Raw genomic sequence first — 12,588 nt, forward strand, 5'->3', positions numbered from 1 at the left:
GGCTCGACGACAGGGGACGGCCACCGGATGATCGGGCCCGACGTCCCTGTCATCCCCCCGGTGGCCAGCGACCACCCTGCCTGACCGGGAGGGCCCACGCAAACCGAACCGCACATTTCCACCGGCCGGTTCCGGGCCCGTCGCCCCGTGGGTCCCAGGAGTCACACCCGTCCCGCGCCTACGGCCCGCCCCGGGACCGGGCCGTAGGCCGCACGACAGGTGGTCTTCCCCGGCACCCTGCCGCGAAACCTCAGATGACGACGTTCTCCAGCATCTCGGTCACCAGGGCCGCGATCGGCGAGCGCTCCGAGCGGGTGAGCGTGACGTGGGCGAAGAGCGGGTGTCCCTTGAGCTTCTCCACCACCGCGACCACGCCGTCATGACGCCCGACGCGCAGGTTGTCGCGCTGGGCGACGTCGTGGGTGAGCACGACCTTGGAGTTGGCCCCGATCCGGGAGAGCACGGTCAGCAGGACGTTGCGCTCCAGGGACTGGGCCTCGTCGACGATCACGAACGAGTCGTGCAGGGAGCGGCCGCGGATGTGCGTCAGCGGCAGCACCTCCAGCATCCCGCGGGCGAGGATCTCCTCGACGACCTCGCGCGAGGTCAGCGCGCCGAGCGTGTCGAAGACGGCCTGCGCCCAGGGCGACATCTTCTCCGACTCCGAGCCCGGCAGGTAGCCGAGCTCCTGGCCGCCCACGGCGAACAGGGGCCGGAAGACGACGACCTTCTTGTGCTGCTGGCGCTCCATGACCGCCTCCAGGCCGGCACACAGCGCGAGCGCCGACTTGCCGGTGCCCGCGCGGCCGCCGAGCGAGACGATGCCGACCTCGGGGTCGAGGAGGAGGTCGAGGGCGACCCGCTGCTCGGCGCTGCGGCCGTGGATGCCGAAGGCCTCCCGGTCGCCGCGGACGAGGTGGACCTGCTTGTCGGGGCCGACGCGGCCCAGGGCCGTGCCGCGCTCGGAGAGCAGCACGAGGCCGGTGTGGCACGGCAGCTCGCGGGCGGCGGCGAGGTCGAGGGTGCCGTCGTCGTACAGCTCGTCGACGTCGGCGGCGGTCACCTCCATCTCCGCCATCCCGGAGTAGCCGGTGTCGGAGTCGCTGATCGTCTCGCCGCGGTACTCCTCGGCCGTGAGGCCCACCGCCGAGGCCTTGATCCGCATCGGCAGGTCCTTGGAGACCAGGGAGACGTCGTGGCCCTCGTCGGCCAGGTTGCGCGCCACCGCGAGGATGCGCGTGTCGTTGTCGCCGAGGCGGAAGCCGGACGGCAGCGAGGAGGCGTCGGTGTGGTTGAGCTCGACCCGGACGGTGCCGCCCTCGTCGCCCACGGGGACGGGCGTGTCGAGCCGGCCGTGGCTCACCCTCATCTCGTCCAGCATCCGCAGCGCGCTGCGGGCGAAGTAGCCCAGCTCGGGGTGGTGCCGCTTGGCCTCGAGCTCGGTGATCACGACCACCGGCAGCACCACCTCGTGCTCGGCGAACCGGCGCAGGGCGCCCGGGTCGGCCAGCAGGACACTGGTGTCAAGGACGTACGTACGGCGCTGCGCGCTGGTCTGTGCCTTCGTGTTCGCCACGACTCACCTCACCGGACCGCGCGCCCCTAGGGCCACCCGGCCCTATCCCTGGTAGACGGACCGGGTTGCGCGTTCGTGGATCCTCACGTCCGGCCTCCCGATGTGGCCGGCTTCCCCACCTGCCACTGACTCGGAAAGTACGCCGCCCGCGAGACGATCTCGGGCGCCACGCCGGGGCGGCGAGGTTAATGTCCGGTGACGCGCCGGTAGGCCAGGTCGGTGATGGTCCGCTCCTTCGCCAGCCCCTTGCGCTCGAACTTCGTCACCGGCCGCTCCGCCCAGCGCTCGACGACGCCACCCTCGAGAAGCGGCTCCGCGTCGAGCACCTCGACCATCTGCTCGGCGTAGTCGGCCCAGTCGGTCGCCAGCCGCCACAGCGCGCCCGGCGCGAGACGGGAGGCGATGAGCGCGGCGTACTCCTGGTTCACCAGGCGCCGCTTGTGGTGGCGGGTCTTGTGCCACGGGTCGGGGAAGAAGGTCCACAGCTCACTGATCGCGTCGGGCGCCACGAGGTGCTCGAGGGTCCACACCGCGTCGACGCTGCAGAACCGGACGTTGGTGGCGCCGGCCTCGCCCACGCGACCCAGCCCCTCGGCGACGCCCGGGCGCCACACCTCCAGCGCCAGCACGTTGACCTCGGGGCGGCGCGCCGCGAGGGCGGCCGTGGCCTCGCCGACGCCCCCGCCGATCTCCACGACCAGGGGCGCCTCCCGGCCGAACCAGCGGGACCAGGAGAAGTCCGGGGCGTCGAGCGCGTCGTCGGGGATCACCCAGCGCTCGGCGTACCGGTCCCAGGCCGCCTGCTGCTTGGGGCTGAACCGGCTGCCGCGGCGGGCGTAGGTCAGCACCTCGCGCAGCCGCCGCCCGTCCTCGGTGAGCTTGTGGTGAGGACGCGCCGGGGTGACGCCATGGCTCATGCAGAGGCCCCGACGACGATCACGATGACGACGATGTAGGCGACGAAGGCGAGCAGGCCGAGCAGCAACAGGCACGAGCCGACGATGCCGAGCACCCAGCCGATGGTCGCCATCTGGCCGCCGCCGACCGCTCCGTTGGACGCGGCGATCTCCTTGCGGACCCGCCCGCCCATCACCCACGCGAACGGCGCGAGCACCTGGCACAGCGCGAGGCCGAGGATGCCGAGGATCAGCACCATCGTGGCCTGCGGGTGGTCGGGCGGGGGACCGAAGTACTGCCCGCCCTGGCCGTAGACCGGGTAGGGGCGCGGGTCGTAGGGATTGGTCCCGGGCTGCTCGCTCACCCGCCGATTCTCCCACGGGGGCGCGCGCCGGGAGAAAGCACGGGAGCACGCGGCGCCCTTCCGGCGGCAGGGCGGCGCGCTCGGCCCGAAAAGCCAGAGCGCCCCGCTGCCGAGGCAGCGGGGCGCTCTGTCGAAGCAGGTCAGATCACTTGGTGATCTTCGTGACCCGGCCGGCGCCGACGGTGCGGCCACCCTCGCGGATCGCGAACTTCAGACCCTCGTCCATGGCGATCGGCTGGATCAGCTCGACCGACATGTCGGTGTTGTCGCCCGGCATGACCATCTCGGTGCCCTCGGGAAGGGTCACGACGCCGGTCACGTCGGTGGTCCGGAAGTAGAACTGCGGACGGTAGTTGTTGAAGAACGGCGTGTGACGGCCGCCCTCCTCCTTCGAGAGGATGTAGACGCTGGCCTCGAAGTTGGTGTGCGGGGTGGTGGTCCCCGGCTTCACCACGACCATGCCGCGCTCGACGTCCTCGCGCTTAGTGCCGCGCAGGAGCAGACCGACGTTCTCACCGGCCTGGCCCTCGTCGAGCAGCTTGCGGAACATCTCGACGCCGGTGACGGTCGTCTTCTGCGAGCCCTCGCGGATGCCGATGATCTCGACCTCCTCGTTGACCTTGACGATGCCGCGCTCGATACGACCGGTGATGACGGTGCCACGACCGGTGATCGTGAAGACGTCCTCGACGGGCATGAGGAAGGGCTTGTCGACCTCACGCTCGGGCTGCGGGATGTACTCGTCCACGGCGCTCATGAGCTCGAGGACCGACTTGCCCCACTTCTCGTCGCCGTTCAGCGCCGGGAAGGCGGCCACGCGCACGACCGGGACGTCGTCGCCCGGGTACTCGTACTCGGAGAGGAGCTCGCGCACCTCCATCTCGACGAGCTCGATGAGCTCCTCGTCGTCGACCATGTCGCACTTGTTGAGCGCGACGACCAGGGCGGGCACGCCGACCTGGCGCGCGAGCAGCACGTGCTCGCGGGTCTGCGGCATCGGGCCGTCGGTGGCGGCGACCACGAGGATCGCGCCGTCCATCTGGGCCGCACCGGTGATCATGTTCTTGATGTAGTCCGCGTGACCGGGGCAGTCGACGTGCGCGTAGTGGCGCGCCTCGGTCTGGTACTCGATGTGCGCGATCGAGATCGTGATGCCGCGCTGACGCTCCTCGGGAGCCTTGTCGATCTGGTCGAACGGCGAGGCCTCGTTGAGGTCGGGGTACGCGTCGTGCAGGACCTTCGAGATGGCCGCGGTCAGCGTGGTCTTGCCGTGGTCGATGTGACCGATCGTACCGATGTTGACGTGCGGCTTGGTCCGCTCGAACTTCGCCTTAGCCACTGGGGCTCCTCCTGGTGTGTTGTTACCTGACTCGTACTAATGGGGTGGTGCCGAGGGCCTGCGGTACCCCTTGCGGGGTAACCCGGGGGCGAAGCCGCCCCCGGACGATCACTCGCCGCGCGCCTTCTTGATGATCTCGTCGGCGATGTTCGTGGGAACCTCGGCGTACGAGTCGAACTCCATCGAGTACGACGCCTGACCGGAGGTCTTGGACCTCAGGTCGCCAACGTACCCGAACATCTCGGACAGCGGCACGAGGGCGCTGACGACGATGTCGCCGTGACGCTCCTCCTGCGCGCGGATCTGACCGCGACGGCTGTTGATGTCACCGATGACCGTGCCGAGGAAGTCCTCGGGGGTGGTCACCTCGACGGCGAACATGGGCTCGAGCAGGACCGGGCGCGCCTGGCGCGCGGCCTCCTTGAACGCCTGGATGCCGGCGATCTTGAACGCGAGCTCGGACGAGTCGACGTCGTGGTAGGCGCCGTCCTCGAGCGAGACCTTCACGTCGACCATCGGGTAGCCGGCGAGCACGCCGAACTCCATGGCCTCCTGGGCACCGTTGTCGACCGAGGGGATGTACTCGCGCGGGACGCGACCACCGGTGACGTTGTTCGCGAACTCGTAGCCCGCACCGAGGCCGGTCTCGGGGTCGATGTTCGGCTCGATCGAGATGACGACCTTCGCGAACTGACCCGAGCCACCGGTCTGCTTCTTGTGCGTGTAGCTGTGGTTCGAGACGGTGCCGCGGATGGTCTCGCGGTACGCGACCTGCGGCTTGCCCACGGTCGCCTCGACCTTGAACTCGCGCTTCATCCGGTCGACGAGGATCTCCAGGTGGAGCTCGCCCATGCCCGAGATGATGGTCTGGCCGGTCTCCTCGTCGGTCTTGACGACGAAGGTGGGGTCCTCCTCGGCGAGACGCTGGATCGCGACGCCGAGCTTCTCCTGGTCGCTCTTGGTCTTGGGCTCGATGGCGACCGAGATGACCGGGGCCGGGAAGGTCATCGACTCCAGCACGACCGGCTTGGCCGAGTCGGAGAGGGTGTGACCGGTCCGGGTGTCCTTGAGGCCCATGACGGCGACGATCTGGCCGGCGCCGACCGACGCGATCTCCTCACGCTTGTTGGCGTGCATCTGGTAGACCTTGCCGATCCGCTCCTTGCGGCCGTTGCTCGAGTTGAGCACGGTCGCACCGGCCTCGAGCTTGCCCGAGTAGACGCGGACGAAGGTGAGCTTGCCCAGGTGCGGGTCGGCGGCGATCTTGAACGCCAGCGCGGACAGGGGCTCCTCGACCGACGGACGGCGGACGACCTCGTTCTCCTCGGTCTCCTCGGCGCCCGGCTTGTGGCCGACGATGGCGTCGACGTCGAGCGGGGAGGGGAGGTAGTCGACGATCGCGTCGAGCAGGGGCTGGACGCCCTTGTTCTTGAACGCGGTGCCGGTGAGGATCGGGTTGACCTTGTCGGCCAGGGTCGCGCGACGGATGGCGGCCTTGAGGGTCGGCACGTCGAACGTGTCGCCGTCCTCGAGGTAGACCTCCATGATGTCGTCGTCGGCCTCGGCGAGGGTCTCGACGAGCTTCTCGCGGTACTCCGCGGCCTTGTCGGCGAGGTCGGCGGGGATCTCCTCGACGACGTAGTCCTCGCCCTGCTGGGTCTCGCCGCGCCACACCTTGGCGTTCATCTCGACCAGGTCGACGACGCCGATGAAGTCGCCCTCGGCGCCGATCGGGATCTGCAGGATCAGCGGGGTCGAGTTGAGCTTCTGCACGATCGAGTCGACGACGCGGTAGAAGTCCGCGCCGGTGCGGTCGAGCTTGTTGACGAAGCACATCCGCGGGACGGCGTACTTGTTGGCCTGGCGCCACACCGTCTGCGACTGGGGCTCCACGCCGGCGACACCGTCGAAGACCGCGACGGCGCCGTCGAGGACGCGCAGCGAGCGCTCGACCTCGACGGTGAAGTCGACGTGCCCGGGGGTGTCGATGATGTTGATCTGGTGCTTCTTCCACCAGCAGGTCGTCGCGGCCGACGTGATCGTGATGCCGCGCTCCTGCTCCTGCTCCATCCAGTCCATCGTGGCGCCGCCATCGTGGACCTCACCGATCTTGTAGGTGATGCCGGTGTAGAACAGGATGCGCTCGGTGGTGGTGGTCTTGCCGGCGTCGATGTGCGCCATGATGCCGATGTTCCGGACGACGTTCAGGTCCGTCGTGATGTCGACTGCCACGTGAGTCAGCGTTCCTTAGGTAAGGGGATGGAGCTGGAGAGCGACCGGAGCGAGGTCCGGTGAGGTGCGCCGTCGCAACCGGGAGCGGTTGTCCCAGCGCACCTCAGCACGTCACCAGCGGTAGTGAGCGAAGGCCTTGTTGGACTCGGCCATCTTGTGGGTGTCCTCGCGCTTCTTCACCGCGGCACCAAGGCCGTTGGCGGCGTCGAGGATCTCGTTCTGGAGGCGCTCGGCCATGGTCTTCTCGCGACGCTCCTGGGCGTAGCCGACCAGCCAGCGCAGCGACAGCGTGGTGCCGCGGTTGCCCTTGACCTCGACCGGGACCTGGTACGTCGCGCCACCGACGCGGCGGGACTTGACCTCGAGCGCGGGGCGCACGTTGTCGAGCGCGCGCTTGAGGGTGATGACCGGGTCGGTGCCGGTCTTCTCGCGGGTGCCCTCGAGCGCGGCGTAGACGATCCGCTGAGCAACCTGCTTCTTGCCGTCCTGGAGCACCTTCGAGACCAGCTGGCTCACCAGCTGCGAGCCGTAGACCGGGTCGACGTCGATGGGGCGCTTCGGCGCGGGGCCCTTGCGCGGCATGTCAGCTCTTCTCCTTCTTGGCACCGTAGCGGCTGCGCGCCTGCTTACGGTTCTTCACGGCCTGGGTGTCCAGCGCGCCGCGGATGACCTTGTAGCGAACACCGGGCAGGTCCTTCACGCGACCGCCGCGGACGAGCACGATCGAGTGCTCCTGGAGGTTGTGACCCTCACCCGGGATGTAGGCGGTGACCTCGACGCCGCTGGAGAGGCGCACGCGGGCGACCTTCCGGAGGGCGGAGTTCGGCTTCTTGGGGGTGGTGGTGTAGACGCGGGTGCACACACCGCGCCGCTGGGGCGATCCCTTCAGGGCAGGCGTCTTGGTCTTCGACACCTTGTCCTGGCGGCCCTTGCGGACCAACTGCTGAATGGTGGGCACCTGGTGGTTCCCTTTCGGTTTCGTTCTCACGGCCCAGCACGGTGCCGGGCTCGGGGTGAAGCGTTGCTGCGGAGTGCCGGAGCGCTCCCCCGCCGGAGCGCGCCCGCGAGGGGCGGGTGCTGCGAGGGCATGCTCGACGTGCCGGGTAGCCCCAGACACGAAGTTCGAGATTACCGGCCGCCCCGAAGGCGGGTCAAAATGCCGACCCCGCCTCGTGCCGGGGCCGGGAGGACCGCCGGCTCAGGTGAGCCAGCGGGTGACCGGGTCGATGGCGAAGTACACCACGAACAGCCCGGCCACGACCCACAGCAGCGGGTGCAGGTCGCGGGCCCTCCCCCGCACGATCTTGAGGAAGGCGAAGGAGACGAAGCCGGCGCCGATGCCCACCGTGATCGAGTAGGTGAACGGCATCAGCACGATGGTCAGGAACGCCGGGATCGCGATCTCGAGGTCGTCCCAGGCGATGCCGGTGATCTGCTGCATCATCAGGAAGCCGACCAGGACGAGGGCGGGGACGGCCGCCTCGGACGGGATCATCGCGACGAGCGGGGACAGGAAGATCGTCGCCAGGAAGAGCACGCCGGTGACCACCGAGGCCAGGCCGGTGCGGGCTCCCTCGCCGACACCCGAGGCGGACTCGATGTAGGAGGTGTTCGACGAGACGCCGGCCGCCCCGCCCGCGATCGCGGCGACCGAGTCCACCACCAGGATCCGCTCGGCGTTCGGGGGCATGCCCTCCTCGTCGAGCAGGTTGGCCTCGGCCCCGATCGCCGTCATGGTGCCCATGGTGTCGAAGAAGTCGGCCAGCAGGAGGGAGAAGACGAGGAGGAGGACGGTCACCACGCCGGCCTTGTCCCAGGAGCCGAGCAGGTTGAACTCGCCCAGGGTGCCGAAGTCGGGTGCGTGGAAGCCGTCGGGCCACGCGGGGACGGTGAGCGCCCAGCCGCCGGACTTCTCCGCGGCGCTGCCCAGGTCTCCGACCGCCTCGACGACCACGGCGACGACGGTCATTACGACGATCGAGATGAGGATCGCGCCCCGCACCTTGCGCACCCACAGGGCGAGCATGAGCAGCAGCCCGACGACGAAGACCAGGACCGGCCAGCCGTCGAGGTTGCCGTCGGAGCCGAGCTGGACGGGCACGGTCGTCTGCGCCGCGTCGGGGATCCGCTTGACGACACCCGCGTCGACGAAGCCGATGAGGGCGATGAACAGGCCGATGCCGACCGAGATCGCGATCTTGAGCTGGGCCGGCACGGCGCGGAAGACCGCCGTACGGAAGCCGGTGAGGACGAGCACCAGGATGAGCACGCCCTCGATCACGACCAGGCCCATCGCGTCGGCCCAGGTCATCTGGCTGGCCACCGAGAACGCCAGGAACGCGTTGAGGCCGAGGCCGGTCGCCAGCGCGAGCGGGTAGTTGGCCACGACGCCCATCAGGATCGTGAGGACGCCGGCGACCAGCGCGGTGCCCGCGGCGATCGCGGCCAGGTTCGGCTCGCTGCCGCCGCCGAGGAAGTTGCCGTCGATGTCGGTGGCGAAGCCGAGGATGAGCGGGTTGAGCACGACGATGTAGGCCATCGTGAAGAAGGTGACGACGCCGCCGCGCACCTCCTGGCCGAGGCTGGAGCCTCGCTCGGAGATGCGGAAGTAGCGGTCGAGCGGGTTCGCGGGGGCGACGGGTTCGGCCGAGTTCACAGCGGAAGCATGGCAGGCTCCCGCGCCGGAGCGACAGCGGCCTTCTCACTCGCGAGCCGGCGCACCGCCACGGCGAGGCCGACGCCGACCAGCACCAGGGCGCCGCCGACGACGAGGGTCCAGCGGGCGCCGAAGTGCTCCCCGATCCAGCCGATGAACGGCGAGCCGAGCGGGGTGCCGCCCATCACGATCGTCATGTAGATCGCCATGACCCGCCCGCGCAGGGCGGGATCGGACTCGGTCTGCAGGAGTGCGTTGCAGGAGTTGAGGACGGTGATCACCGAGAGGCCGAGCAGTGGGCAGAGCAGGACGAAGGTGAGATAGGTCGGCACCAGGCCGGCGGCGATCTCGACCACGCCGAAGACGACGGCCGCACCCATCAGCAGCCGGACGCGCACGCGGGAGCGTCCCGCGGCGAGCAGGGCGCCGGTCAGGGAGCCGATCGCGAGCACCGAGCCGAGGACGCCGTACTCCTCGGCTCCCTTGCCGAAGACCTCGGTCGCCATCAGGGCCGAGGTGATCTGGAAGTTCATCCCGAAGGTGCCGACGAAGAAGACCAGGACGAGGATCATCAGCATCTTCGGCTGGCCGCGCAGGTAGCGCAGGCCCTCACGGAGCATGCCGGGCGTGCGGGCGCTGGGTCGCGGCGAGTGGAGGGCGGCCCGGTCCATGCGGCGCAGCTGCGCGATCACCGCGGCGTAGGACACGGCGTTGGCGAGGATCACCCAGCCGGTGGCACGCATGCCGCCGCCGCCGAGGCCGATGAGCACGCCCGCGAGGCCCGGGCCGACCAGGCGGGCGGTGTTGAAGGCGGCCGAGTTGAGGCTCACGGCGTTCGCGACGTCGTCGGCGCCGACCATCTCGGAGACGAACGCCTGGCGGGCGGGTCCGTCGAAGGCCGCACCGATGCCGAAGACGAAGGCGATGACATAGACGTGCCAGGTCTCGGCGGCACCGAAGGCGGCGATCAGGCCGAGGGCCAAGGAGGCGAGCGCCATCACCGCCTGGGTGACCTGGAGCAGGACGCGCTTCGGGATGCGGTCGGCCAGCACGCCGGCGTACGGCGAGAGGAGCAGCACCGGCAGGAACTGCAGACCGGTGGTGATGCCGAGGGCGGCGCCGCCGTTGCCGGGGATGGTGAGGACCAGCCAGTCCTGCGCGACCCGCTGCATCCACGTGCCGACGTTCGACACGAGGCTGCCGGCGAAGTACAGGCGGTAGTTGGGGTGGGCCAGGGAACGGAATCGGGGGCTCGTGGGATCTCCTTCGGCTCGCGGGCGGGTGGATGTCTGGGTGCCGTCAGTCGGACTCGGCGAGGCGCTGCAGGATCGGTGCCGCCCGTCGGAGCACGTCGCGCTCCTCGGCGGTGAGCTCCTCGAGCCGCCGCGAGAGCCACCGGTCGCGGCGGGTGAGGTCGGCGGCGACCACGGCCCGGCCCTCGTCGGTGACCCGGACGACGACCTGGCGGCCGTCGCTGGGGTGGGCGCACCGCTCGACCAGGCCGGCCTCGGCGAGGGCGGTCACCGTGCGGGTCATGCTCGGCGGCTGCACCTGCTCACGGGCGGCGAGCGTCCCCACGGAGAGGTCGCCCTGCCGGTGGAGAGCGTGGAGCACCGCCATCGAGGAGACGCTGAGGTCGTTGTCGGGGTGACGCTCCCGCACGAGGCGGCGGCGCAGCCGCATCACGGCGAAGCGCAGCTCGCTCGCCAGTCCCGCGTTGGTGCGCACATGGCTTCCCTGGGTCGGCATATCGTTACCATAAGTCATTACCTCCGCTAACTATTCCCGGCGAGCCGGGGAGCGGCGGTAGCATCGGGACGTGGAGCTGCGCGACGACCAGCCGGACCGGCACGAGTTCGGCAACCGGACCTACCTGATCGCTCCGGTCGAGCCGCTGGACGTCGACGGCGTGCGGACCGTCCAGGTCGGCACCGCGCTGTTCCTCCTCGCCTTCGTCGGCCTGCTGCCGTTCTACGGCCGGCTGGAGGAGGACGGCCGCACCTGGCTGCTGTGGATGTGCCTCACCGGCGTGGGGCTCGGCCTGCTGGGCACGGAGTACTGCAAGCGCCGCCGCCTGGTCCGCGCCGAGCGCGCCGCCGATGAGTGAGCCCGCTCCCCTGCCGCCGACGCGGTGGGCTCTCGGCGGCGCGAAGACCTCAGGGTACGCCGACCGGTTCGCCGAGCTGATCTCGCAGGGCGCGGACGTGGTCGGCGAGGCCCGCCTGGCCGACGCCCTGGTGGAGCGCCACGCCCGCATCCTCGACGCCGGCTCCGGGATGGGGCGGATCGGCGCGTACCTCCAGGCACAGGGCCACCGGGTCGCCGCGGCCGAGCCCGACCCGGAGCTGGTCGCCCGGTCCCGCCGTACCTATCCCGACCTGCCGGTCCTGCCCCTGGAGATCCTCGCGCTGACGCCGGAGGCGCTCGAGGGGGCCGGCGCCCCGACCTCCTTCGACCTGGTCGTCTGCGTCGGCAACGTGCTCACCTTCGTCGCGGAGGGCACCGAGGTCGACGTCCTGCGTCGACTCGGGTCGCTGCTCGCCCCCGGCGGCCGGATCCTGGTCGGCTTCCACCTCCAGCAGGGCCCGTCGACGGCCCGGGTCTACCCGGCGGACGAGTTCGCCGCGGACGTCGCCGCCGCCGGACTCGCCGTCCAGCATCGCTTCGGCGGCTACGACCTGCGCCCGATGGACGACCTGTACTCCGTGGCGATCCTCACCCGCGCGTGAGGCGCGGGCGCCTCAGAAGGTCTCGAGGTCGTCGAGCGAGATCGTGTCGATGACCGGAGGCGCGGGCGGCTGGGGCTGCTGGCGCTTGCTGAGCCGGACCTCGGAGTGGCCTCCGCAGCCGTGCTGGAAGGCGACCACGCGGCCGTCGTCGTTCGCGTCGCCGTTGGCGCACACGCCGAAGAGCTGCGAGAGCGGCCCGCTGAGCCGGACCAGGAACCCGCAGGAGTAGCACTGGTGGGGCGCCGACTTCGCGATGGGGGCATCCGGCCCGGCCTCGCCGTCGTACCAGCGCTCGGCGGCGCTGTCGCGTCCCTCGGGCGAGAGCACCCGGACCCGGCCGAGGCCCAGGTCCTTGGCGACCTGGCGGATCTGCGCCTTCTCGTCGGTGTCGAGCGGGTCGTCACCGAAGGAGTACGTCGGCACCAGCCGGGGGTCGTCGTCGGCGACGGGCAGCAGGTCGCCGGGCGACATGTCGCCCGGCTGCAGGCGCTCGCGATAGGGGACCCACGCCGGCGCCACGATGGCGTCGGGGCCGGGCAGGAGCACGACCTCCACGACCGTGACCTTGCGCTGGCGCGATGCCCGGGTGAGGGTGACCGCCCACTGCCAGCCGACGTAGCCCTTGCGGGTGCAGGCGAAGAGATGCGTGACGACCCGGAGCCCCTCGACCTGGTGGCCGAGGTGCTCGCCGATGTCCGCGGCGTCGACCTCGTCGAGCAGCGCCGAGCGCGCCGCGTCGACGGCGTCGGCGGTGGCGGAGTCGGTCAGCTTGCGCTCCAGGGTGGACACGCGCAC

The 12,588-nt window shown here is 70.4% G+C and carries 13 protein-coding genes; 2 read left to right on the forward strand and 11 right to left on the reverse strand.

Annotated features, from left to right (window positions below):
• Positions 1-250 precede the first annotated feature (250 nt).
• The 10 genes from ACJ5H2_RS17615 to ACJ5H2_RS17660 all read right to left on the reverse strand — a co-directional run bounded on the left by ACJ5H2_RS17615 (position 251) and on the right by ACJ5H2_RS17660 (position 10,813).
• The gene (locus ACJ5H2_RS17615) at positions 251-1,576 is read right to left on the reverse strand and encodes a PhoH family protein (RefSeq protein ID WP_408896738.1); all 1,326 of its coding nucleotides are present in this window, start codon (positions 1,574-1,576) and stop codon (positions 251-253) included.
• 185 nt (positions 1,577-1,761) lie between these two features.
• A complete protein-coding gene (gene trmB / locus ACJ5H2_RS17620) occupies positions 1,762-2,493 on the reverse strand; it encodes a tRNA (guanosine(46)-N7)-methyltransferase TrmB (RefSeq protein ID WP_408896739.1) in 732 nt (243 codons plus the stop codon).
• Positions 2,490-2,837, reverse strand: coding sequence for a hypothetical protein (locus ACJ5H2_RS17625; protein ID WP_408896740.1), 348 nt, complete (start codon positions 2,835-2,837; stop codon positions 2,490-2,492). Before ACJ5H2_RS17625 ends, trmB begins: the two co-directional genes overlap by 4 nt.
• Positions 2,838-2,982: 145 nt before the next feature.
• Positions 2,983-4,176: an elongation factor Tu gene (gene tuf, locus ACJ5H2_RS17630; protein ID WP_408896741.1), complete on the reverse strand. Its 1,194-nt coding sequence runs from the start codon at positions 4,174-4,176 to the stop codon at positions 2,983-2,985.
• A gap of 108 nt (positions 4,177-4,284) precedes the next feature.
• Positions 4,285-6,408: an elongation factor G gene (gene fusA, locus ACJ5H2_RS17635; RefSeq protein ID WP_408896742.1), complete on the reverse strand. Its 2,124-nt coding sequence runs from the start codon at positions 6,406-6,408 to the stop codon at positions 4,285-4,287.
• Between the two features lie 111 nt (positions 6,409-6,519).
• Positions 6,520-6,990 (reverse strand): 30S ribosomal protein S7, encoded by a 471-nt coding sequence (gene rpsG / locus ACJ5H2_RS17640; RefSeq protein ID WP_028654596.1) that lies wholly within the window; start codon positions 6,988-6,990, stop codon positions 6,520-6,522.
• A 1-nt stretch (position 6,991) separates the two neighbouring features.
• Complete coding sequence (gene rpsL / locus ACJ5H2_RS17645) at positions 6,992-7,366, reverse strand: 30S ribosomal protein S12 (protein WP_203048413.1); 375 nt, start codon at positions 7,364-7,366, stop codon at positions 6,992-6,994.
• 240 nt (positions 7,367-7,606) lie between these two features.
• Positions 7,607-9,064, reverse strand: a complete 1,458-nt coding sequence (locus tag ACJ5H2_RS17650) for an NCS2 family permease (protein ID WP_408896743.1) — start codon at positions 9,062-9,064, stop codon at positions 7,607-7,609.
• Complete coding sequence (locus ACJ5H2_RS17655) at positions 9,061-10,299, reverse strand: MFS transporter (RefSeq protein WP_408899647.1); 1,239 nt, start codon at positions 10,297-10,299, stop codon at positions 9,061-9,063. The genes ACJ5H2_RS17650 and ACJ5H2_RS17655 overlap by 4 nt, the downstream gene beginning before the upstream one ends.
• Before the next feature lie 64 nt (positions 10,300-10,363).
• Entirely contained in the window at positions 10,364-10,813 is a 450-nt protein-coding gene (locus ACJ5H2_RS17660; protein ID WP_408896744.1) for a MarR family transcriptional regulator, read from the reverse strand.
• 70 nt (positions 10,814-10,883) lie between these two features.
• Between ACJ5H2_RS17660 and ACJ5H2_RS17665 the strand changes: the two genes are divergently transcribed.
• Positions 10,884-11,171 carry a DUF2530 domain-containing protein gene (locus ACJ5H2_RS17665; RefSeq protein ID WP_408896745.1) on the forward strand — a complete coding sequence of 96 codons (288 nt, stop codon included), beginning with the start codon at positions 10,884-10,886 and terminating at the stop codon, positions 11,169-11,171.
• On the forward strand, positions 11,164-11,793 hold the full coding sequence (locus tag ACJ5H2_RS17670) for a class I SAM-dependent methyltransferase (RefSeq protein WP_408896746.1): 630 nt from the start codon (positions 11,164-11,166) through the stop codon (positions 11,791-11,793). The genes ACJ5H2_RS17665 and ACJ5H2_RS17670 overlap by 8 nt, the downstream gene beginning before the upstream one ends.
• Before the next feature lie 12 nt (positions 11,794-11,805).
• Here the strand turns inward: ACJ5H2_RS17670 and ACJ5H2_RS17675 are convergent, their stop codons facing one another.
• Positions 11,806-12,582 carry a DUF3027 domain-containing protein gene (locus ACJ5H2_RS17675; RefSeq protein WP_408896747.1) on the reverse strand — a complete coding sequence of 259 codons (777 nt, stop codon included), beginning with the start codon at positions 12,580-12,582 and terminating at the stop codon, positions 11,806-11,808.
• Positions 12,583-12,588 lie beyond the last annotated feature (6 nt).

Origin of the sequence: Nocardioides pymetrozini (genome assembly GCF_046058985.1) — a bacterium.
Classification (GTDB): Bacteria; Actinomycetota; Actinomycetes; order Propionibacteriales; family Nocardioidaceae; genus Nocardioides.

What these genes read in the sequence shown, in the direction of transcription:
- trmB (WP_408896739.1), bottom strand. Translation starts at nt 2,493, where the DNA reads ATGAGCCATGGCGTCACCCCGGCGCGTCCTCACCACAAGCTCACCGAG.
- rpsG (WP_028654596.1), bottom strand. Translation starts at nt 6,990, where the DNA reads ATGCCGCGCAAGGGCCCCGCGCCGAAGCGCCCCATCGACGTCGACCCG.
- ACJ5H2_RS17660 (WP_408896744.1), bottom strand. Translation starts at nt 10,813, where the DNA reads ATGCCGACCCAGGGAAGCCATGTGCGCACCAACGCGGGACTGGCGAGC.
- ACJ5H2_RS17670 (WP_408896746.1), top strand. Translation starts at nt 11,164, where the DNA reads ATGAGTGAGCCCGCTCCCCTGCCGCCGACGCGGTGGGCTCTCGGCGGC.